The organism is Rhodoferax sp. AJA081-3 (genome assembly GCF_017798165.1).
Taxonomy (GTDB): Bacteria; Pseudomonadota; Gammaproteobacteria; order Burkholderiales; family Burkholderiaceae_C; genus Allorhodoferax.
Genome location: NZ_CP059068.1, coordinates 266835 through 289157, shown reverse-complemented (window position 1 = coordinate 289157; position 22323 = coordinate 266835). Strand labels below are relative to the sequence as shown.

Annotated in this window: 21 protein-coding genes; 8 read left to right on the top strand and 13 right to left on the bottom strand. The window is 60.3% G+C overall.

Going from position 1 to position 22323, the window contains the following annotated elements; translation table 11 throughout:
* Window positions 1-23: 23 nt before the first annotated feature.
* On the top strand, window positions 24-1811 hold the full coding sequence (locus HZ993_RS01380) for a hypothetical protein (protein ID WP_245213776.1): 1788 nt from the start codon (window positions 24-26) through the stop codon (window positions 1809-1811).
* On the opposite strand, the gene phoR is transcribed toward HZ993_RS01380, so the two are convergent.
* The 7 genes from phoR to pstS all read right to left on the bottom strand — a co-directional run bounded on the left by phoR (window position 1744) and on the right by pstS (window position 8376).
* Window positions 1744-3087 (bottom strand): phosphate regulon sensor histidine kinase PhoR, encoded by a 1344-nt coding sequence (gene phoR, locus HZ993_RS01375; RefSeq protein ID WP_209395492.1) that lies wholly within the window; start codon window positions 3085-3087, stop codon window positions 1744-1746. The genes HZ993_RS01380 and phoR overlap by 68 nt on opposite strands.
* A 17-nt stretch (window positions 3088-3104) precedes the next feature.
* Window positions 3105-3827 carry a phosphate regulon transcriptional regulator PhoB gene (gene phoB / locus HZ993_RS01370; protein ID WP_209395491.1) on the bottom strand — a complete coding sequence of 241 codons (723 nt, stop codon included), beginning with the start codon at window positions 3825-3827 and terminating at the stop codon, window positions 3105-3107.
* Window positions 3824-4525, bottom strand: coding sequence for a phosphate signaling complex protein PhoU (phoU, locus tag HZ993_RS01365; RefSeq protein ID WP_209395490.1), 702 nt, complete (start codon window positions 4523-4525; stop codon window positions 3824-3826). Before phoU ends, phoB begins: the two co-directional genes overlap by 4 nt.
* 59 nt (window positions 4526-4584) lie before the next feature.
* Entirely contained in the window at window positions 4585-5364 is a 780-nt protein-coding gene (pstB, locus tag HZ993_RS01360) for a phosphate ABC transporter ATP-binding protein PstB (RefSeq protein ID WP_209395489.1), read from the bottom strand.
* Window positions 5365-5398: 34 nt separating this feature from the next.
* Window positions 5399-6259, bottom strand: a complete 861-nt coding sequence (gene pstA / locus HZ993_RS01355; RefSeq protein WP_209395488.1) for a phosphate ABC transporter permease PstA — start codon at window positions 6257-6259, stop codon at window positions 5399-5401.
* Window positions 6256-7221 (bottom strand): phosphate ABC transporter permease subunit PstC, encoded by a 966-nt coding sequence (gene pstC, locus HZ993_RS01350; RefSeq protein WP_245213774.1) that lies wholly within the window; start codon window positions 7219-7221, stop codon window positions 6256-6258. The genes pstA and pstC overlap by 4 nt, the downstream gene beginning before the upstream one ends.
* A 111-nt stretch (window positions 7222-7332) precedes the next feature.
* Window positions 7333-8376, bottom strand: coding sequence for a phosphate ABC transporter substrate-binding protein PstS (gene pstS, locus HZ993_RS01345; RefSeq protein WP_209395486.1), 1044 nt, complete (start codon window positions 8374-8376; stop codon window positions 7333-7335).
* 206 nt (window positions 8377-8582) lie between these two features.
* Here pstS and HZ993_RS01340 point away from each other — a divergent pair, with 206 nt between their 5' ends.
* The 6 genes from HZ993_RS01340 (at window position 8583) to HZ993_RS01315 (ending at window position 14536) form a co-directional block, all read left to right on the top strand.
* On the top strand, window positions 8583-9083 hold the full coding sequence (locus tag HZ993_RS01340) for a fasciclin domain-containing protein (protein ID WP_209395485.1): 501 nt from the start codon (window positions 8583-8585) through the stop codon (window positions 9081-9083).
* A 147-nt stretch (window positions 9084-9230) separates the two neighbouring features.
* Window positions 9231-10367, top strand: a complete 1137-nt coding sequence (locus HZ993_RS01335) for an ABC transporter substrate-binding protein (protein ID WP_209395484.1) — start codon at window positions 9231-9233, stop codon at window positions 10365-10367.
* 152 nt (window positions 10368-10519) lie between these two features.
* Entirely contained in the window at window positions 10520-12031 is a 1512-nt protein-coding gene (locus HZ993_RS01330) for a Ppx/GppA phosphatase family protein (protein WP_209395483.1), read from the top strand.
* Between the two features lie 20 nt (window positions 12032-12051).
* Window positions 12052-12873 (top strand): ABC transporter permease, encoded by an 822-nt coding sequence (locus tag HZ993_RS01325; protein WP_209395482.1) that lies wholly within the window; start codon window positions 12052-12054, stop codon window positions 12871-12873.
* A 17-nt stretch (window positions 12874-12890) separates the two neighbouring features.
* Complete coding sequence (locus HZ993_RS01320; RefSeq protein ID WP_209395481.1) at window positions 12891-13853, top strand: MlaD family protein; 963 nt, start codon at window positions 12891-12893, stop codon at window positions 13851-13853.
* The gene (locus HZ993_RS01315) at window positions 13850-14536 is read left to right on the top strand and encodes a hypothetical protein (protein WP_209395480.1); all 687 of its coding nucleotides are present in this window, start codon (window positions 13850-13852) and stop codon (window positions 14534-14536) included. The genes HZ993_RS01320 and HZ993_RS01315 overlap by 4 nt, the downstream gene beginning before the upstream one ends.
* Here the strand turns inward: HZ993_RS01315 and HZ993_RS01310 are convergent.
* Window positions 14529-16397 (bottom strand): phosphodiesterase, encoded by a 1869-nt coding sequence (locus tag HZ993_RS01310; RefSeq protein ID WP_209395479.1) that lies wholly within the window; start codon window positions 16395-16397, stop codon window positions 14529-14531. The genes HZ993_RS01315 and HZ993_RS01310 overlap by 8 nt on opposite strands.
* Window positions 16398-16553: 156 nt before the next feature.
* Between HZ993_RS01310 and HZ993_RS01305 the strand changes: the two genes are divergently transcribed.
* On the top strand, window positions 16554-17003 hold the full coding sequence (locus HZ993_RS01305; RefSeq protein ID WP_209395478.1) for a hypothetical protein: 450 nt from the start codon (window positions 16554-16556) through the stop codon (window positions 17001-17003).
* 2 nt (window positions 17004-17005) lie between these two features.
* Here the strand turns inward: HZ993_RS01305 and HZ993_RS01300 are convergent, their stop codons facing one another.
* Genes HZ993_RS01300 through HZ993_RS01280 form a run of 5 tightly spaced genes read right to left on the bottom strand, consistent with a single transcriptional unit; the run spans window position 17006 to window position 22322 of the window.
* Entirely contained in the window at window positions 17006-17467 is a 462-nt protein-coding gene (locus HZ993_RS01300) for a histidine phosphatase family protein (protein WP_209395477.1), read from the bottom strand.
* A gap of 3 nt (window positions 17468-17470) precedes the next feature.
* Window positions 17471-19585 (bottom strand): polyphosphate kinase 1, encoded by a 2115-nt coding sequence (ppk1, locus tag HZ993_RS01295; protein WP_209395476.1) that lies wholly within the window; start codon window positions 19583-19585, stop codon window positions 17471-17473.
* Between the two features lie 39 nt (window positions 19586-19624).
* Window positions 19625-20707, bottom strand: coding sequence for a glycosyltransferase family 1 protein (locus HZ993_RS01290; RefSeq protein ID WP_209395475.1), 1083 nt, complete (start codon window positions 20705-20707; stop codon window positions 19625-19627).
* A complete protein-coding gene (locus HZ993_RS01285; RefSeq protein ID WP_371816957.1) occupies window positions 20704-21579 on the bottom strand; it encodes a UDP-2,3-diacylglucosamine diphosphatase in 876 nt (291 codons plus the stop codon). Before HZ993_RS01285 ends, HZ993_RS01290 begins: the two co-directional genes overlap by 4 nt.
* The gene (locus tag HZ993_RS01280) at window positions 21579-22322 is read right to left on the bottom strand and encodes a GNAT family N-acetyltransferase (protein ID WP_245213941.1); all 744 of its coding nucleotides are present in this window, start codon (window positions 22320-22322) and stop codon (window positions 21579-21581) included. Before HZ993_RS01280 ends, HZ993_RS01285 begins: the two co-directional genes overlap by 1 nt.
* Window position 22323: the final 1 nt, after the last annotated feature.

Genomic DNA, 22323 nt, shown 5'->3' with positions numbered 1-22323 from the left:
CTTTTTTTATTGCATTTGAATCAGTGAACCACCCCAATCCCGCCATCGTCACCCAGGCTGGTGCCAGACGCCTCCCGCGCTGGGCCTTGTTTCTGCTGTGCTTTGCCTATGCTTTGCCCGGTTTTCTGGGCCGTGACGCCTGGAAAAGCGAAGACATGGCGGCCCTGGGTTTTATGGCGGAGTTGGTACAGGGCACATCCAACTGGTTGCAGCCGACATTGATCGGCCTCCCACCGGAAAACCCGGCTGTTTTACCGTATTGGCTGGGCGCCTGGGCCATGCAATTGGCGCCAACCTGGATCAGCCCGGACTTTGTTGTACGCCTGCCGTTTTTGTTGTTGCTGGGCATGGCGATGGTTGCGACCTGGTATGGCACCTACTACCTGGCGCGCAACCCTTTGGCGCAACCTGTCCCCTTTGCTTTTGGTGGTGAGGCACTGCCAGCAGATTACGCACGCGCCATGGCCGACGGCGGACTGCTGGCGTTTATCGCCTGTCTAGGCCTGGCGCAATTGGCGCACGAAACAACACCTGCCCTGGCACAACTGGGTTTCTCCGCCCTGTTCTTCTTTGCCATGGCTGCACTGCCCTACCGCAAACATGGGCCGGCTGTCGCCGCAGCGCTGGGACTTATTGGCCTGTCGCTGTCTGGCGCCCCCAGCCTGGCGATTCTGTTCGGTTTGGGCAGCGCGGTATTGCACTACGCGGACCGCGCGACTGAGCTTGCCGACTCTGCCCGCAACCGCCGCATCACACGGGAAAGTATCGCCATTGCACTCATCACCCTGGTCAGCGCCGCGCTGGCCATGGCACTGGGTCTCTTAAACTGGAAAATCCAGCTACCGCACGCCTATTTGGCCGACTGGAGCGGCTACGCGGAGTTGCTCGTGTGGTTCACGTGGCCGGCCTGGCCCTTGACGCTATGGACATTGTGGCGCTGGCGCCACCAGTTGTTCAACCGCCGCATCAGCCGGCATGTCGCATTGCCGGCCTGGTTCTTCGCCGTCTGTGCCGTCGCGACCTTGATGACCGGCTCGTCAGACCGTACCTTGTTGCTGGCACTACCTGCACTGGCAGCACTGGCGGCGTTTGCCTTGCCCACGCTGAAACGCCAGGTTTCCGCCCTGATTGACTGGTTCACGCTGCTGTTCTTTTCGGGCTGCGCCTTGACCATCTGGGTTGTCTGGATCGCCATGCAAACGGGCGTGCCTGCACAACCGGCGGCCAATGTGGCCCGCTTGGCGCCAGGTTTTCAATCCAGCTTCTCGTTCCTGGCGTTTGCCATCGCGACGCTAGCCACCCTTGCCTGGGTCGCGCTGGTGAAATGGCGGGTGGGTCGCCACCGCGCCGCCATTTGGAAGAGTCTGGTACTGCCCGCAGGGGGGGCGGCACTCAGTTGGCTGCTGTTCATGACCCTGTGGATGCCATTGCTCAACTATGCCCAAAGCTACACGGTGCTGGTACAGCGTACCCAGGCCCAGTTGACAACACCCGGATGTGTAGAGGTTTTGGGTCTTGGACAGGGCCAAATCGCAGCCTTCCAGTTCTACGGCAACCTGCACCTGGTGCCCATGCGCGCAGGTGCAAACTGCCCGTGGTTGCTGGTCGAACCCCTGCCAGACCTGTCGGTTCCCACCAACCTGGATGCATCCGTATGGACACAGCCCCTGTTGATTCAACACCCCGCCAACCGGGGCGAGTCCGTCCTGCTATTCAAACGCAGCGTACCTGTTGCAAGTGAAGCTAATGAAGACTCGGCACCTGCAGTGCAGATCGAACCCGCTGTGGCGGAAACGTCAGAGAAAAAGTAGAGCCTTTCCCGGGCTGGCTTTCAATCGTCAGCTCCGCCCCATGCCGCTGGGCCACATGTTTGACAATGGCCAAGCCCAAACCGGTTCCACCTGTCTCCCGCGAACGGCTGCGGTCTACGCGGTAAAAACGTTCTGTCAGCCGCGGGATGTGCTCCTGTGCAATGCCCGGCCCCTGGTCTTTGACAAAAAACAGGGCGCCACCGTCGGCCAGCGCATTAAAGCCCACTTCGATGCGGCGCTGCGCCGGCGTGTAACGGATCGCGTTGCCAATCAGGTTGGACATCGCACTGTGCAGTTCCAGAGCTGAGCCCGCAATTTCGCACCCCTGGACACGCTCAAACACCAAGTCATGCGATTCAGACAACAACAGGTGTGACAGGTCCCTCGCATCCTGCTCACACTGCTGCATCAACACGTCAACCGATACCCATTCATGGGTGGATGGCAAGGGGCTTCCTTCCAACCGTGAGAGGGTCAACAGGTCAACTACCAGGGTTTGCATACGGGTTGCCTGCTGCGACATCAACCCCAGGTACCGTTGGCGCTCCTGATCGTCCAGCGGCAGAGTCTGCAGGGTTTCTACAAAGCCCGCCAGCACGGTCAAGGGTGTGCGAATTTCGTGCGAAACATTGGCAACAAAATCGCGCCGCATGGCTTCCGCCTGCTCCACTGCCGTGATGTCCCTGGAAAGCAGCAACAAGCGGCCTTCACCATAGGCATGCAAATTCACTGACAAGGTGACGGGTTTGGCGTTGCTGCTGTCCCGCCCCGGCATGTTGATGCCGTGCAAAAAGTCGCGCTGGTTGAGATATGCCGCAAAGCTGGGGTCACGCACCAGATTGCCAAAATGCTGGAGCAGGTCTCGGCGCACATCAAAGCCGAAATGGTCGGCCGCTGTTTGGTTGAACCACTCAATACGGGCCTCGGCGTCCAGCAACACCACGCCATTGGGAGACGCCTGCAAGGCGGCCAGAAAGTCCTTCAATCGGCTCTCACTCTCCACGGTCAGCCGGCTACTCGCCCGCAGCATGCGCCGTACCCGGTCAGAAGCCTCGCCCCAGAGCCCGTTTCCGAGGGCCAGATCAGCGACCGCGCCATCGCGCAGCCACCGCAACAGGCGGACACCACGCACGCTATCCAGTACAACCCACAGGTAGCCGCCCAACAGGGCCATTCCCAATGTCCATTGCAATGCCTGCCCCTTGGGCGCTAACAACCACGCGAAACCAGCAGCGCTAGCTTGGCACAAAACCAGTGTAAAAAACCGCCAGTACATGCAATAAGAAAACGCAACTACGGGCTGACTTTTTCTGCAGCCGTCGCCACTGCGGGCGTTGCAGTCAAACGGTAGCCCGCGCCACGAACCGTCTCCACCATCGCGCCTGCACCGGCCATCGCCTCACGCAAGCGCTTGACGTGTACATCCACCGTGCGCTCCTCGATGAAGACATGGTCGCCCCAGACTTTGTCCAGCAACTGCGCACGGCTGTGCACCCGTTCTGCATGTCCCATCAGGTAATGCAACAACTTGAATTCTGTGGGGCCCAGCTTCAGGGGTTTGTCCTGGAAGGACACCCGATGTGTAGCCGGGTCCAGCGCCAGCGAAGCGATCGTCAGGGTCTCACCCGCCTGCTCTGGGGTGCGGCGCCGCAAAACGGCACGTATGCGGGCCAGCAGCTCTTTGGTCGAGAAAGGCTTGGCAATGTAGTCGTCGGCGCCAGCATCCAGTCCTGCCACACGGTCCGCCTCGTCACCTCGCGCCGTCAGCATGATGATGGGGACTCCCTGGGTACGCGCATCGGCGCGCCAACGCTTGGCCAGCACCAGACCGCTTTCGCCAGGCAGCATCCAGTCCAGCAAGATGAGATCCGGAAGCCCCGCATCCAGGTCGCGCTGGGCCGTGATGCTGTCGCTGGCCCAGATAGGGCGAAAGCCGTTGTGCCGCAGGTTGACCGCGATGAGTTCCGCGATGGCAGATTCATCCTCCACCACCAGCACAGAAGGCATCGTTCTCATTTGACTACCGACTCGATTTTTTCCATGGACGTGTGGCGCACATCCTCACCTTTGACCACGTAGATGATGAACTCGGCGATGTTTTTGGCATGGTCACCAATACGCTCAATGGCCTTGGCCAGGAATAGCAGGTCCAGGCTGGGCGAAATCATGCGCGGGTCTTCCATCATGTAGGTGATGAGCTTGCGCACAAACCCATCAAACTCCGCGTCAATCAAGTCGTCCTCTTTCATGATTGCCACGGCGGCCGACACGTCCAGCCGCGCAAACGCGTCCAGCGCCTTGTTCAGCAAACCCGAGGCCAGATCCGCGGCGACCCGCAGCTCCAGCGACGGCAGTGAACGGGGTGATCCGCTCTGGATGATGGAGCGCACCATGCGTGCAATCTTTTCCGCCTCGTCACCCACCCGCTCCAGGTTGGCCGTGGTTTTAGAAATGGCGATCAGCAGGCGCAGATCGCGGGCTGTAGGCTGGCGCCGGGCAATGATGGAGGAGAGATCGCGGTCGATCTCTATCTCCATGGCATTCACACGGGCCTCATTCGCGGTCACCTCGTTGGCAACCTCTACGCTGAACTGTGACAGCGCAAAGATGGCACGGCGAATTTGCGACTCCACCAGACCACCCAACTCCATGACCTGGGATGAGACGGACGTCAGTTCGCTATCGAATTGTGTTGACAAGTGTTTGTCGGACATATAACTCCTACTAATCAGTTGAGGACAGCGCTGAAGGTTTGCCCCGCAAAACCATTGAATTAACCGAATCGGCCGGTGATGTAGTCTTCAGTCTCTTTGCGCGTGGGTTTGAAGAACATCTGTTCCGTAGAACCAAACTCCACCAGGTCACCCAGGTACATATACGCCGTGTAGTCGCTGCAGCGTGCTGCCTGCTGCATATTGTGGGTGACGATGACCACCGTGTAGTCATTCTTCAGTTCCACAATCAATTCCTCAACCTTGGCAGTGGAAATGGGGTCCAGCGCCGAGCAGGGTTCATCCAGCAGCAAGACCTCGGGCTTGATGGCAATGCCGCGCGCAATACACAAACGCTGCTGCTGCCCACCCGACAGGCTGGAACCACTTTGGTGGAGTTTGTCTTTGACTTCGGTCCACAGCGCTGACTTGCGCAGGGCCCACTCCACACGCTCTTCCATGTCGCTGGCATTCAGCGATTCAAACAGTTTCACGCCAAAGGCGATGTTGTCGAAGATAGACATGGGAAATGGCGTGGGCTTCTGGAACACCATGCCGACCTTGGCACGCAGCAGGGCCACGTCTTCCTTGCTGGTCAACAGGTTTTCACCATCCAGCATGATCTGGCCTTCGGCCCGTTGCTCGGGGTAGAGTTCAAACATGCGGTTGAACACCCGCAACAGGGTGGACTTACCACAGCCCGACGGACCGATAAAAGCGGTGACCTTGTTCTGGGGAATTTCCAGATTGATGCCCTTGAGGGCGTGGAACTTGCCGTAGTAAAAGTTCAAATCCTTGACGGCAATCTTTGTCTTCTCGGGAGCAGTAGATGTGTTCAACATAAAGTGTTCTTTAAATGGGTGACAGCAAGCAAACTCAAATCTTGTTGCGGGTCAGCACCCGCGCCAGAATGTTCAGACCCAGCACCGTTGCGGTAATGATGAAGACACCAGCCCAGGCCAGCTTCTGCCAGTTTTCATACGGGCTCATCGCAAACTTGAAGATGGTCACTGGCAAACTGGCCATGGGTTCACTCAGGGAAGAGGTCCAGAACTGGTTGCTCAAGGCCGTAAACAACAGGGGTGCGGTTTCACCAGCAATACGGGCCACGGCGAGCAAGACGCCCGTGATCACACCGGTGCGGGCTGCTTTGAGTGTGATGCTCAAAATGACTTTCCATTTGGGCGCACCCAAGGCATAAGCCGCTTCACGTAAGCCGGCTGGCACCAACTGCAGCATGTTTTCGGTGGTGCGAATCACCACCGGTATCACCAACAGGGACAGCGCCAACACACCGGCATACCCCGAGAATGACTTGAAACGCGACACCACCACGGCGTAGACAAACAGGCCAATCACAATGGATGGTGCCGACAACAGAATGTCGTTCACAAAGCGGGTGACCGACGCCAACCAGCTCTTGGTGTCAAACTCTGCCAGGTAAATGCCGGCCATCACACCGATGGGGGTTCCCAGCCCTGTGGCCAGAGCCACCATCACAAACGAGCCGTAGATCGCATTGGCGAGACCACCCTCGTCATTGGGCGGTGGGGTCATCTGGGTGAACGTGGCAACCGACAGGCCACCCAGCCCCAGAAGAATGGTTTCCCACAAAATCCAGAACAACCAGAACAGGCCAAAAGACATGGCAGCCAAGGCCAGGCCGGTCGCCACCTGGTTCACACGTTTGCGATACGCAAACTTGGCGAGCTTGAGTTGATGGGCGGACGCGTTCATGTCTTGGAACCTTCGTTTTTGCGCAATTGCGCCAGCAGCAGTTTGGAGAGCGACAAAATCACAAACGTAATGAAGAAGAGGACCAGACCCAGGTACATCAGTGAAGCCTGGTGCAGGCCCTCGCCTGCCTCGGCAAATTCGTTGGCCAGTGCAGATGTGATGCTATTGGCCGCCTGGAACAGGCTCAAGGAGTCCAGCTGGTTGAAATTGCCGATGACAAAGGTCACAGCCATGGTCTCGCCGATGGCACGGCCCAGGCCCAGCATGATGCCGCCGATGACACCGGTCTTGGTGTAGGGCAACACTACCTTGGAGACCACCTCCCAGGTGGTGGCACCCAGGCCGTAGGCGGACTCTTTCAACAAAGGGGGGGTCACTTCAAACACATCCCGCATCACGGCGGCGATGAAGGGAATGATCATGATGGCCAGAATAATGCCGGCCGACAAGATGCCAATACCCACCGGCGGGCCCGACACAAAGGCACCCAGATACGGCACGCCGTCAAATGCGGCCTGAACGGGCTGCTGTACATAGGTGGCCAACACGGGGCCAAACACCAGCAAACCCCACATGCCATACACAATGGATGGCACGGCAGCCAACAGTTCGATGGCGGTGCCCAGGGGCCGCTTGAGCCAGGCGGGGGACAACTCGGTCAAAAACAGGGCGATACCAAAACTGACGGGCACGGCGATCAGCAGTGCGATGAAAGACGTAGCCAGCGTGCCATAAATCATGACCAGACCGCCAAACTCTTCCTTGACGGGGTCCCAGGTGGTGCTGGTCAAAAAGCTGAAACCGTACTTTTCAATCGCCGGCCAGGCACTGATGGTCAGTGACGCCAAAATCGCGATCAACAAACACAGGGTCAACAGGGCGGCACCTTTGGCCAGCCAGCCAAAGACAAGATCAGCCCAGGGGCCCGAACGGGCTCTTTTTACAGGAGGAGGTTGGGTCATTGCGCGAACCGACTGGGTTACAGAGGGATTGGATGAAAAATCGTCGTGTACAAGTGTAGTTGACATGGTTGTTTTGCCTCGCAAATCCCTTCTGAACCCAAACGTGGTGGTTTACTTGAATGCGACTGGCTTGCCTGCGCCGTCCTTGATCTCACCCCAGGATTTTTGGATGGCCGCAACCACTGCCGGTGGCATGGGTACGTAATCCAGGTCCGCGGCAGACTTGCCACCATTGGTGTAAGCCCAGTTGAAGAACTTCAAGGTTTCCGTCGCACTGGCGGGTTTGTCTTGCTTGAGGTGCATCAGGATGAAAGTGGCGCCAGAGATGGGCCAGGCATCCTTGCCAGGCTGGTTGGTCAAGATTTGGTAGAAGGACTTGCTCCAGTCCGCACCAGCTGCGGCGGCCTTAAAGGTCTCGTCGTCCGGCTTCACAAAGTTACCGGCCTGGTTCTGCATCACCGCATAGTTCAGCTTGTTTTGCTTGACATAGGAATACTCCACGTAGCCCATGGAGTTGGGCAAACGGCTCACAAATGCCGCCACACCTTCGTTACCCTTGCCACCGGCGCCCACGGGCCAGTTCACGGCTGTGCCCTCGCCCACTTTGGCTTTCCACTCCGCATTCACCTTGCTCAGGTAGTTGGTGAAGATGAAAGTGGTGCCAGATCCATCCGCACGGCGGACTTGGGCGATGGCTGCATCTGGCAGAGCCAGGGTGGGGTTCAAAGCCTTGATGGCGGGATCGTTCCAGCGCGAAACCTTGCCCAGGTAGATGTCACCCAATACCGCGCCCGTCAGCTTCAATTGGCCAGGCTCAATTCCCTTGACGTTGATAACAGGCACCACACCGCCCAGCACCGTTGGGAATTGCATTTGGCCTTTGGCCTTCAGCACTTCGTCGGTCAACGGCGCGTCGGAAGCGCCAAAGTCCACCGTCTTGGAGTCGATCTGCTTGATACCGCCGCCAGAACCGATGGACTGGTAGTTCACCTTGACGCCAGTGGCCTTGTTGTACTCAGAGGCCCACTTGGAATAGATGGGCGCGGGAAACGATGCGCCTGCACCGGTGATTTCCTGGGCGCCAACCGCACCAGAAAAACCCACTGTAGAGGCCAGAGCCAGAGACAAAAGAGGCAATTTGAACGCGATTCGCATGAGTAACCTTTATTCGGTTGGTTGAGGAATGGGTGAACTTTAAGAAAGTTTTGTGACAAGTCGGTGACAAATTCGCCTATTTTCCCGACCTGCGACACCTGTGGAAGCCCTTGCCGCGCTGTCGCACAAGCTTCAAGAAACTGTCACATAGCCGTCACATCAGCTTTTTAAGCTAAACCGTTTTCAACCAACCATCGGACTGAACCATGTCGCAAAACCAAGCCATCTCCACCTTCCGCCGCACCGCTTTGGTGCTTGTCGCCGCTGCGGCCCTGGGTGCCTGCGCCACCAAGCCCTCCCCTGCCAACCTCGCCGACAGCGTGGCCAACAACCCATCCTTGAGCACCTTTAACACACTGGTGGCGCAAGCAGGCATGTCCGAAAGCCTGAAGTCCGGCGGCCCTTTCACCGTGTTTGCGCCAACCAATGACGCCTTCAAGGCCGTTCCCGCCGCCGCCATGGCCGACCTGAGCAAAGACCCCACCAAATTGAAAGCCGTACTGAGCTACCACGTGGTGCCCGGCAAGATGATGGCGGCCGACATCAAGAACAGCAACGCCAAGACCCTGAACGGTGCCAACCTGGCCCTGGCCAAGGCTGGTGACTTTGTCATCGTGGAAAGCGCCACCGTGGTGGTGGCAGACCTGGGCGCGACCAACGGTGTGGTCCACACCATCGACGCCGTCGTGATGCCTCCCAAGAAGTAAACCAATTGCCCCGGTGGCCCCTGGCCACCTTGTTGTTGATCAAATAAGGCTCTAGCCCCCGTCGGTATTGCCTCAATAGCTATTATTTCCATAGCGTGGTGGGCGCTTGTCCGCCACCGCTTCCCCATTTGGCCAAGGACCCCAGCCATGCCCTCCGCTCAAAACCCCCACCGCCGCGCACTTCTGCGCACCCTGGCCGGCCTAGGCCTTGCCGGAACGACGCCCCTCTGGGCACAGCCATCCAAAGGCGCGCGCGCCATTACCGTCGCGCAAATAGCCGACATGTCCACCAACCAGATCGATGTGTCGAAGGACTTTCTGGTCGGCTCCCGCGTGGCCTGGCAAGACATCAACAGCCGTGGTGGCCTGCAAGGCAACGCCGTCAAACACCTGGTCATCGAAGTTGACGGCAGCGCCGCCAGCCTGCGCTCCGCGGTGGATTCGCTCAAAGGGTTACCGCAGTGCGTCGCCGTGTTTGGCTCCTGTGGTGACCGGGCAGCCTCCCAGTTGGTGAATGCTTTGGGACGCGAATTGCCAGACTTGGCACACGTAGCGCCCTGGCTGCAAAACGTGGAAGCCGCAGCCATGCCCAATACCTTCCCCATATTTGCGTCGCGCCAGGAGCAAATCGCCCATGCCATCAAGTCGCTGTCCGTCATGGGTATCACCCAGGTGGGCGCGGTGTATGGCTCCGCAGAAGAACATGCCGCCTACCGTACCGATCTGGAGCAGGTGGCCCGCGCCTTGAATCTCTCCATCGTTTCTTACGCCACCCAGGGTGATCTGCGTGATCTGGCGCAGTCCCTGCAGGCGAACAGCCCCCGGGTGCTGTTGTTTGTGGGTGGAACACCGGAGTTGGTGCGCTTCTCGCAAGGTGTGGAGAAACAGGCCGCGCAGCGTTACATCATCGCCATGTCGGACGTGAACCTGCAAAGCATCCAGCAGATGGGCATGTCGCGTTTTACCCCCATGATTGCCACGCAGGTGGTGCCCATGGTCAATTCCAGCTTGCCGGTGGTGAAAGCCTACCGCACCGCACTGGGTCGTTTGTACGATGAGCCGCCCACGCCGCTGAGCCTAGCCGGTTACATGTCAGCACGTTACACCTATGAGGTGTTGCAAACGGTGGACGGCAGTATCCACCGCTCGAACACCTTGCAGGCTTTTGCACGGCGCAGCGCGGTCGACCTGGGCGGTTTTCGCATCGCCCCGGACAGCCGCACACGTGGCACCGCCTACGTCACCCAGAGCATGATTTCTGCCGACGGCCGCCTGGTTGGATAGCCCCCACGCTTGTCGCTTCGCGTACTGCGCTGCCCCCCAAGGGGGCCACATTTCGCCTTGGGGCGGCCCGGCGGCGAAACCTAATATGGGCTTCGAGGCCGGCGCAGGCCGGTGCTATGCTCTGACGAGTTCTATCCTTCTTGAGAGTATTGATGCACATGGGAAATCGCCTGGCCGCCGTGGATTTGGGGTCCAACAGTTTCAGACTCGAAATCGGGCGCGTGGAACACTGCAGTTTTGTCCGTACCGAATACCTGAAGGAAACCGTGCGCCAGGGTGGCGGGCTGGACGATGACCGCAACCTGACCCCCCAGGCCATGCAGGCCGGTTGGGACTGCCTGGCCCGCTTTGGCGAACGCCTGGCCGGCTACAAACCGGGCGAGGTACGCGCCGTGGCCACCCAGACCCTGCGTGAGGCCCGCAACCGCGACGCATTTTTGGAGCGTGCCAACACCATACTGGGCTTCCCCATCAACGTCATATCCGGCCGTGAAGAGGCCCGACTGATCTATCAGGGTGTGGCGAAGATGCTGCCCCCGTCCGACGAGCGCCGCATCGTTCTGGACATTGGCGGGCGCTCCACCGAGCTCATCCTGGGCCAAGGTGCCAACCCCTTGGTGATGGAATCGTTCCGCGTGGGCAGTATTGCCTGGTCCACCCGCTATTTCTCCGACGGGCAGTTTTCCAAGAAGTCGTTTGCCATAGCCGAAATCGCGGCCAAGGCCGTGTTGGACGAAGCGCTGGATGCCTACCACCCAGACCGCTGGGACGTGGCCTATGGCTCCGCAGGCACGGTAGGCGCTATTGCCGATGTGCTGGTGGCCTCCGGCTGGCCCGCAGGCACCGTAACCCAGGATGGCCTGGACTGGCTGCTGGACAAGCTGGTGGCGGCACAGAGTGCCGACCGCCTCAAGCTGGCTGGCATGCGGGAAGACCGCAAGGCCATCATCGGTGGTGGTGTCAGCATCGTACGCGCCATTTTCAATCTGCTGGGCATCCACACTCTGCACCAAGCGGCGGGTGGCTTGCGCCATGGCTTGATTTGTGACCTGCTGGGCACCACCAACAACCACACCGACGACCTGCGTGTGAAAACCGTGCAGCGTCTGTCGACCAAGTTTGGCGTGGATACCGTGCATGGTGAACGCGTGGGCAAGGTTGCCACCCATTTGTTTGGGCAATTGATGGCTTCATCCGGTACGACCGACCCCAGCGAAAGTGACCGCCATCTGCGCAAGCTGCGCTGGGCCGCCCAGTTGCACGAGATTGGCAGCCACATCTCCCACAGCGAGTACCACAAACACGGCGCTTACATTCTGGACCACGCTGACGCCATGGGCTTCTCGCTGTCCGAAATGCACCGCCTCAGCCTGCTGGTGCTAGGCCACCGCGGCAAGCTGCGCAAGTTGGAGGCGGCTCTGGCCGACACGGACCTGTTGGCCCAGTTGATGGCGCTGCGTCTTGCTGTCATCTTGTGCCACGCCCGGCGCGACCCGGATTTGGTTGGCATGCGGCTGGAACGGGTCGATGCGCAAGGCCGAACCCTGCAGTTGCGCTGCCGCGCGGGCTGGGCGGAGGCCTTTCCCCAGTCTGCTTACCTGCTGCGTGAAGAGGTACAGGCCTGGCAAAAAACCCCCTGGTCTCTGGATGTCATAGGCTGTTGACCGGCAGCTATCATGTTTGCATGTCCCTAACGGTATCTCTGCAACAGTGGCTGGCTCAGATGGGCCGTACCGGGCAACAGGCGGTTGTTGACTGGCTTCACCTGTTCAGCCTGTCGGCGAAGATTTTGGTGCTGGCGCTAAGCCCCAGCAGTTACACCCTGGACAACCGCGGCTTTCTGCTGCGCAACATGTATTCCAATACGGCCCCCATCCTTTTGGGGTTCACCGTACTGTGTGCTCTGGTGACCGTGATCCTGACCCGCATCGTGGTGGTCACGGCACACAGTTATGGCCTCTCCCACTATGCCCTGCAGTTGGTGATACGGGTGCTGGTGCTGGAGCTGATACCCATCACCGCCGCCCTGTTTGTGGCCTTACGTTGCACCATACCGGATGGTGCCGAACTGCTGGCGCTGCACGCCAAAGGCAAGCTGGACATGTCACCCGACAAAGCCTGGTCGGGCATGCAGCGCGAGGTTCCCCCACGGCTCATTGCCGGCCTGTTTGCCGGTGCAACACTGGCGGCATTGAGCAGCGTGGTGGTGCTGGTGGTGGCCTACCTGACCAGTTATGGCTTCACGCTGTCAGGCCTGGCCAATTTCACACGGTTGTTCGGCCAGGTGTTCAACCCCGCGGTGACGGTGATTTTTGTGCTCAAGATCTTTTTCTTCTGCCTGACGGTGGCCCTGGTGCCCATGGCCTCGGCACTGGTGGGCATGCGTGGCACCGCGGGCATGTATGCCACCACCGTGCGCACCAGCGCCGAGATGCGTGGACTGGTGCGCATGTTCAGCCTCATACTGTTGATCGAAATGGTTTCCCTGGCCGGAAACTACTACTGACCGCAAGCCCCACGCCCATGACCGAACCCGAAGTACCCCTCGCCCCCGTCACCACTGACCGTCTGGAGTTCAAAGCACGGCTGCTGATGGTGTTCATGCTGCTGCTGGTGTGTGGCTCTGTGCTGTTTGTGATGTATGCCCGTGGCGCGTTTGACGCCACACAACGCCTGGTGCTGATGGCGGAAGACTCCGAAGGTGTTGTGATTGGCATGGACCTGACCTTCTCGGGTTTTCCCATTGGCCGCGTGCGCGGCATTGAGCTGGCCGAAACCGGCAAGGTCCGCATCCTGGTGGATGTGTCCCAAAAAGACGCCCACTGGCTGCGCACCAGCAGCGTCTTTACCTTGGTGCGCGGTGTGGTCGGCGCGCCCAACATCCGCGCCTACACCGGTGTACTGGACGACCCTGCCCTACCAGACGGCGCTGTGCGCACGGTGCTGCAAGGAGACGTCAGCGCCGAGATACCCAAGGTCATCTCCGCCACCCGTGAACTCCTGGAAAATCTCAACACCCTGGTCGGCAGCGGTGGCGCAGTCGGCGGCACACTGGGCAACATCCAGACCCTGACCGCCAAACTCAACGGCCCTGGTGGTGCGCTGGGTGTGCTGCTGGGCAATGAGCAGGACGCCAAGAAGATTGTTGCCACGCTCGATCGCACCAATGCCCTGCTCGCCCGGTTGGATGGACTGGCCGCCAAAACCGATACCCAGGTGTTTGGTGAGAAGGGGGTGCTGCCGGAGACCCGTGCCACCGTCGTGCAACTGAATGCCCTGCTGGGCGACGCCCGTGAGAGCCTTAAAAAGGTCGACACCGTGCTGCAAAACGCGCAGGCCATCAGCGCCAACGCCAAGGACGCCACGACAGACCTGGGCGTGCTGCGCACCGATGTAGAAAGCAGTCTGCGCAAAATTGACGGCCTGGTCAATGAGATCAACCGCAAATGGCCCTTTGCCCGCAACACCGATATCCAGTTGCCATGAACATCCGCCACACAAGCCTTCGCACTGCCATATTGTTAGTGGTGGGCGCCCCGCTGCTGTATGGGTGCTCCAGCGCGCCCCCCATACCCGACTGGCAATTGGAAGCCAAAGGCGCCATGGACCGCTCCGTCGCCGCCTACCTTGAGGGCAACACTCGCATCGAACGGGCCGAACTGGCAAGAGCACGCGCACAACTATCCCGCACCGGCCGTGCCGACCTGGTGGCAGGCGCCGAGCTGCTGCACTGCGCGGCCCACGTGGCCAGCCTGGTGTTCGAGCCCTGTGCCGGTTATGAGGCGCTCAAACCCGATGCCACCGAGGCACAGCGAGCCTATGCAAATTACCTGCGCGGGCAACTTGCCCCCGCACAGATTGCGCTGCTGCCCACAACCCAGCAGGGCGCGGCCGCTCGCAGTGCGGCTGACCCCAGTGCCCTGCAAGGGATTGAAGACCCCATGTCGCTTTTGGTGGCCGCCGGCGTGTTGCTGCAGACGGGCAAAGCCAATCCCGCCACCATAGCACAAGCCGTGGACACAGCCTCTAGCCAAGGTTGGCGTCGGCCGCTGTTGGCCTGGCTGGGCGTGCAGTTGCAGCGTGCTTCACAAGCCGGTCAGACGGCAGAGGCCGAGCGCGTACAACGTCGCATCCAATTGGTGACCAGCGAAACGGCTGTTCCTAAATAACAGGGCGCTCCACCAGGCCCGAACCGGCCCGCTTGGCATCATGTTTGGCCAGGGCCGCCAAATTGGCAACATCTTCGGCGCGCGTAAAACGGCCACCATCAATCACCACGGCGCCAATCGACACGGATGTACAGGGGAAAAACCGCAGCGACCCGTGTCGGTCGTCGGCCTCGATGCCGCCCGCATCTCTGGCCTGCACATCAAACAGGCCGAGCGCCTGGGTATTAAACGCTTGCACCAGACGCTCACCACGCGCACGCCAGTCCGGGCTTTGGAACAACAGCATGAAGTCATCACCGCCTACATGGCCCAAGAAATCCCGCTGCGGATCACACTGCTCCATGGCCAGGCGCGCCAACAGACGGATCATTTCATCACCCCGCCAGTAGCCGTAGTAGTCGTTGAACGGTTTGAAGTTGTTCAGGTCGGCATAACAGGCGACAAAACGCACCTTCTTCTTGATCAAGCGCTCGATGTGTTGGCTGATGGGGATATTGCCCGGCAAAAATGTCAGCGGATTGGCATGGCGGGCCGCCTCAATGCGGGTTTCGGTCACCGAACGCACCAACTGGTCTCCGGTACCCAGACCCACATAACGGCCGTTATCGGTCACGATAAATCCATCGGCCAGGTAGCGCTGATCCTCTGATGTGAGGATGCCAACCAACTCATCCACACTGTGGCCCCGCTCGATCAGCCGGGGTTGAAAATTGGCATGCACCACACAGGGCTTGCGGCCCCATACCTCGCGGTAGTAGAGCTTGCTGTACTGGTTCATGAACTGTGCACGGTTGATCAGCGCCACCGGCTGCGCACGGTCCAGCACCGCCACGGCGTGTAAATCGGGCCACTGTGCGAAACAGGCGGCCAGCTCGTCGTTGCTGGTGTCGGCATGCACCGTGGGGGCATCCACCAGAGCCAGGTTGCGCAACTGCCCATTGGGGGTGGCACGGCTGAGTTCGGGGAACACCACAATTTGGCGCTCGGCCAAGACCCGCTGCGCATCGGCACCCAGGTATTGCAGGGGCGCCAGGTTGGGGTGCCCCAAAAAATAACCTTGACCGTAACTGATACCCAAATCCCGGAGCACCCGCAGATCGTCTTGCCGCTCTATGCCCTCTGCGACCAAGGCTGTTCCAAAAATATCGGCAATCTGCAACAGGGCCTGTATGGTCTTCAACTTGTCGCCGTGCTGGCTGATGTTTTTGGTGAAGTACTTGTCGATCTTCACCACCTCAGGCTTGAGTTGTGACCACAGGCGCAAGCTGGAGCGACCATCACCAAAGTCGTCCAGCGCCAGCGATACACCAGCTCCACGGATCTGTGCCACAGCGTCAGCGAGGGCGTCCATGTCTTCCACCCGCTCATGCTCGGTAATTTCCAGGACCAGCATTCGCGGCAAAACGCCCAAGGCATTCATCTGCCGCAACAGCTCCCCGGTGCCTTTGGTGGTCAGCAGTTGGGTCAAGGCTGCTGCGCTCATGTTGACAAACAGGCGGCCCGGCACATCCATTTTTCCCCAGGCCCGCAGAGCGGCAACCACACAAGCGTACTCGAACTCAAACTCCAACCCCTCGCTGGCGGCTGCACGCAACAGTGCGTCCGGCGTGTGCAGCGCGCTGCCGCCTGGGCCACGGATCAATGCTTCGTGGGCGTGAATCGTCGCGTCGCCCAGATTCACGATGGGCTGGAACACCGGATACAGGCTGGACGCATTCAATACACGCTGCAAGGGCCCAACATCTTCCGGGGATTCAATAGCCGCAATGCGCACGGCGCGGCCACTGCCGGATATCCCCAGGGAGGCTTTACTCACACGCTGGGCCAGCGTGCTTTCAAAATAGTCGGACGTGTGCGCCATGGGGTTTGCTCACCAGAATGTAGGCAGCCCACTGTAGAACTGCGGGGTGACGTAAACATGACAAAACCGTGACAGATTAAAGTCAACGCATAGGCATTTGACCGATTTTGTCGAACCATATAAACTGTATATACCGTTTAACTTGAAAGAGGATTCATGACCGAAGTCGTAAAAGCTGCCGCCGCAGACAAGACCGTTGCTACAAAACCAGTAGCAACCAAGCCCGCCACTAAAACAGCCTCCCAATCCGCTGTCAAGGCAGCCAGCAAAACCAAAAAAACCGCAGCGCCTGCAAAGCCAAAGGCCAAAGCGGTAGCCAAGCCGGCCGCGAAACCGGCTGCCAAGCCAGTTGCAAAGCCCGCCCCCGCACAAGACGTCAAGCTGAAGAAACCAAAAATGGTGCGCGACAGTTTCACCTTTCCCAAGGCCGAATACGCCGTGCTGGATGGCCTGAAAATGCGTGCCGCCAAACTGGGCAACCCCGCCAAAAAGACCGAGTTGCTGCGTGCCGGTATCAAGGCCCTAGCGGCCATGCAAGATGCCGCGTTTGTGGCCGCACTCAAGGCCGTGCCCAGCCTCAAGACCGGGCGTCCCGCCAAAGCCTAGGCTTACAACACTTCGGGTGATTGCACGGTTACCACCACGGTCTGCGCGCCGGCCTCACGCTCGCGGTAGCGCAGCCACCACAATGCGCCTTTTTTCACAGCGCATTCGCTGGCACTCAGGCCCAACAGGCTGGCAATGGTCTGGCCCAGTGTGGGCTGGTGGCCCACTACCAGGACACAGCCCTTGGCCTGGGGCCACTGCACCAGCTCCAGCAATTGGGCGCTGCTCGCCATCGGGCTTATGGCCGGGCTGAAGCGGAATTTGCGTTGCAGGGCGTGTGCCGTTTGTTCGGTGCGCCGTGCAGGGCTCACCCAGATACGTGCGCTGTCTGGCAACTGGCGGTCCAGCCAGGCCGCCATGCGTGCAGCCTGCTTCTCACCGCGGGGGGTCAAAACCCGCGCCATGTCATCACCATCGCGCCCCTCTTCCACCGCCTCGGCGTGCCGCCACAGGATCAGGTCCATGGTTTAGGCTCCGTTTGATTTTCCAGTGTCTGCGTAGCGGGCCATAAGGGCGGCTTGTGCCCCGTGCACCGGCTTTTTGCCGTCACCCTGCTTGCGGGTGTAGGTGCCGTCGGGCCCGAGGTCCCAGGCGTCCACACCGTCGTGCAGGTAGGCCACCAGGCACTCATCCACAATGCGCTGGCGCTGCACCGGGTCGGTCACCGGCCAGGCCAACTCAACCCTGCGGACCATGTTGCGGTTCATCCAGTCAGCACTGGAAAGGTAGAGATCTTCCACGTCGCCTTCCCGGAAATAGAACACCCGCGAATGCTCCAGAAAGCGGCCAATGATGGAGCGCACACGGATGTTTTCTGTATGGCCCGGAACCTGCGCCGGCAACATGCAGGCCCCGCGCACAATTAGGTCGATCTTGACCCCATTACTGCCCGCGCGCATCAGGCTGCGGATCAGTGCCTCATCCGTCAGCGAATTCATCTTGACGACGATGCGTGCCTCCATGCCACGGGCGGCTGCCGCGCCCAGCGTGTCGATGCGGTCTATCAGCTTGCGGTGCAGGTAAAACGGCGCGAACCACAGCTTGCGCAGGGGCGGCAACTTACTCTGGCTGGCCAGGTGCACAAACACATGCTCCATGTCGGTGGTCAGCGCCGGGTCGGCCGTGATGTGGCTTACATCGGTGTACAGGCGGGCGGTGCGGGGGTTGTAGTTGCCGGTGGACAAATGGCCGTACCGCTTGAGTGCCTTGCCCTCGCGCCGGGTGATCAGCATCATCTTGGCGTGGGTCTTGAGGCCCACCACCCCGTACAACACCTGTGCACCGATGGACTCCAGCATCTCGGCCCAATTGATATTGGCCTCTTCGTCGAAGCGGGCCTTGAGCTCCACGACCACCGTCACTTCTTTACCCTTGCGCACGGCCTCGCGCAGCAAATCCATCAGTTCGGAGTTGGGGCCGGTGCGGTAAATCGTCTGCTTGATGGCCAACACCTGTGGATCGCTCACCGCCTGACGCAGAAACTCCAGCACCGCATCAAAACTCTCGAAGGGCTGGTGGATCAGGATGTCACCCTGCTTGAGCTGGTCAAACACCGACAGGTTGGAATGCATGCGCGCCGGGTACGAGGCCTTGTAAGGAGGGAAACACAGGTCCGGCCGGTCCACCAAATCAATCAACTGGGTCAGCCGCACCAGATTCACCGGGCCGTGCACGCGATACAAAGCCCCTGCCGGCAGGTCAAATTGCTGCAGCAAAAAGTCGGACAGGTATTCCGAACACCCTGCCGACACCTCCAGCCGCACAGCCTGCCCATAGTGGCGGTGCACCAGGCCCTGGCGCAGGGCCATGCGCAGGTTTTGCACATCGTCCTCGTCCACCGCCAAGTCTGAATGCCGCGTGACGCGGAACTGGGAAAACTGGCCCACGTGGCGCCCTACAAACAGCTCGGACAAATGCGCGCGGATCACGCTGGACAGAGATACAAACAAGGTGCGTGTACCCGACACCTTGGCCGGCATACGCACGATACGGGGCAAAACCCGCGGCACCTTGACGATGGCGATTTCGTTTTCACGCCCAAAGGCGTCTGGGCCACCCAATCGCACAATAAAGTTCAGCGACTTGTTGGCTACCTGGGGGAACGGATGGGAGGGGTCCAGGCCCACCGGTATCAGCAAAGGGCGCACTTCACGCTCAAAATACTGTTTGACCCATTGGCGCTGTGCCGGATTGCGGTCGCCGTGCGACACAATTTTGATGCCCAAGCGCTCAAAGGCTGGCAGCAGCTCTTCGTTGTAGAGCGCATACTGCCGCGCCACCATGTCATGCAGGGATGCGGCCAATCGTTCAAACGACGCGACCGAAAACTGCCCTTTGCGGTCACCGGCCTGCATGGCAATCACATGGGGCTCGGCCCGCACTTCAAAAAACTCGTCCAGGTTGGACGACACGATGCACAGGTAGCGCAGACGCTCCAGCAAGGGCACATCGCTGCGCACCGCCCAGTCCAGCACACGCTCGTTAAACGCCAGGATGCTGTGGTCTCGGTCCAGTAGATCCGGGGCCTTGTTTGAGGGCTTGTCAGTGGCGTGCAACGGGGACCTGCGCAAAAAGGGCAACATAGAAAGGATCTTCACTATGACACAACAGTGAAGAATTGTTTACGAACGGGATGACAGTTGTGTGACAGTTGTGTGAACGGGAAGTTCCTTACCCCCTGGTGCATCGTGATGGGCCGGCACCAGATGCCCCACAAACAGATGGGATGCGTGGACCCAACTGAAGGCCTGCGCCCGTGCCCGCGCCGCATGCCGTGGAATGCTCAGCGCCTGGTACCAGGCGCTGGCCAGGTCGGCGTGTAGGGCGCCTCCGCAGGCGGGCTCACCTACCACTTCCAGCGGACCATCCACCGGGTAAGCGGCCACGGGTGTGCCACAGGCCATTGCCTCCAGCATGACCAGGCCAAAGGTTTCGGAGCGGCTGGGCATGACAAACACATCGGCCGCGGCATAGACCTGGGCCAGCACGCCGCGGGGCAACACGCCCAACCAGCGGACATGGGGATAGCGTTCGCGCAGGTTGGCCTCCAAGGGCCCTACCCCACACACCACCTTGGTGCCGGGTACATCCAGGCGCAGAAACGCTTCAATGTTTTTCTCGTACGACACCCTACCCACATACAGGGACACCGGCCGTGCCAACACCCCCAGCGGCGCATAGACCTGGGGCTCTTCCTGGTACTGGAACAGCCGCACATCCACACCATGTGTCCAGTTGCGCAGGTTGCGAAAGCCGCGCGCCTGCAGCATGCGCAACACGTTGTCGGTAGGCACCAGAACGCCAGAGGACGGCCGGTGGAAGTGGCGAAACAACGCGTAACCGATCCACAGCGGCAAGCCGATGGCCGCCTTCAAAATTTCGGGGAATCGGGTATGGAAGGCCGTGGTGAACGACAGGCCGCGGCGCAGGCAGTAGCGCCGTGCCGCCCAACCCAGTGGGCCTTCGGTGGCCAAGTGGATCACATCGGCGCCAATGGCGTCCAGACGGCGTGCCAAGGCCTTGGCGGGCCGCACGGCCAGGTCGATACCGGCGTACCCCGGGCAAGGCCGGGTGTCAAACAGACCGGGGTGTATCACCTCCACCTGGTGGCCCAATACCTCCATCTCGCGCACCAGCTCCACCAGCGTGGTCACCACACCATTGACCTGGGGTTGCCAGGCATCCGTTACCAGTGCCAACTTCATGCGGCTACCTCCTGAGCGCTATGCACCAGCGCCGTGCTGGTCTGTTCTGCGTTCCAATAAATGAGCTCCAGGCGACCATCCATGTGCTCGACCAGGGCACTGCGGCTTTCCACCCAGTCGCCGTCGTTGCAGTACAAGATGCCGTTGATGTCGCGCATCTCTGCCCGGTGGATATGGCCACACACCACGCCGTCATGGCCCAGTGAACGCGCGGCATTGGCCACCGCCACCTCAAAGTCGGTCACGTAGTTCAGCGCAGTCTTGACCTTCTGCTTCAGATAGGCCGAGAGCGACCAGTAGGGCAGCCCCATACGCCCGCGCAGGTTGTTGAGGTGTCGGTTCAGTCTGAGCGTGAACTCGTAAAGGTTGTCACCCAAAAAGGCCAGCCATTTGGCACACTGGATCACGCCGTCAAAGTAATCCCCGTGGGTGATCCACAGGCGCCGGCCATCGGCCGTGGTGTGCACCGCATCTTCGCGCACTTCAATGCCACCAAACTCATGGCCCAAAAAGCCACGTGCAAACTCGTCGTGGTTGCCGGGGATAAAAATGACCTTGCAGCCCTTGCGTGCCCGGCGTAATAGCTTTTGCACCACGTCGTTGTGCGACTGCGGCCAGTACCAGCGCCGGCGCAGCTGCCAGCCGTCCACAATATCGCCCACCAGGTACAGCGTGTCGCTGGGGTGGGCCTTCAAGAAACCCAGCAGCGCCTGGGCCTGGCAGCCCGCGGTGCCCAAGTGGATGTCGGAGACAAAAATGGCGCGGTAGCGGCGGCCCGGTTTGTCGTCGTCATCGTCGTCCTTTCTGTCGGAATGTGCACCGGCGAACATGCCCTGCATCAGCGGGGCAAAGGCGTCGGGGCCGGCGCGCATCAGGCCCCCAGAAAGTGTTTGCGGTACCGCGCGGGCAGGTCTTCCAGCCGCATCAGCATGGGCAGGTCGGCCGAGTTGAAGTCTGGGTCCCAGGCCGGGGGGCCCAGCACCTTGGAGCCCAGGCGCAGATACCCCTTGATCAGCGCAGGAGGCTCCACATCCAGCGACGCGTCTAGCTGTTCGATCGGCAGCGGCAGACGGGGCCGCACATGGTATTCAATCGGTGCCAGGTGGGTGGCGGCCACCTTGCGCCAGATGCTGGCCGCCAGGTCACCACTGACCACGCCGTTGTGCAGCATGGGAATACTGGCGCAGCCGATCATGGTGTCCAACTGGTTACGCACCATGAAGGCGCCCAAGGCACCCCACAGCGCCATGATCACGCCGCCGTGGCGGAAGTCCTTGTGCACACAGCTGCGGCCCAGCTCCACCATGCGCTCACGCAGGGACCGCAGACGGGTCAAATCAAATTCGGTATCGCTGTAGGTGCTGCCCACACGCTGGGCCTGCACCGGCGTCAACACGCGGTAGGTGCCGATGACCTGGCCGGTGATCTCGTCACACACCAACAGGTGTTCACAGAAGTTGTCAAACAGATCGATGTCGTGGCCCGGCAGTGTGGTGCTGAGGCGGGCGCCCATTTCACCGGCAAAGATGTCGTAACGCAGGCGCTGGGCGGCGCGCACTTCGTCCAGGTGCTGGGCCCAGAAGACCTTGATCGCCAGCGGCTGGGACGGCGCCATT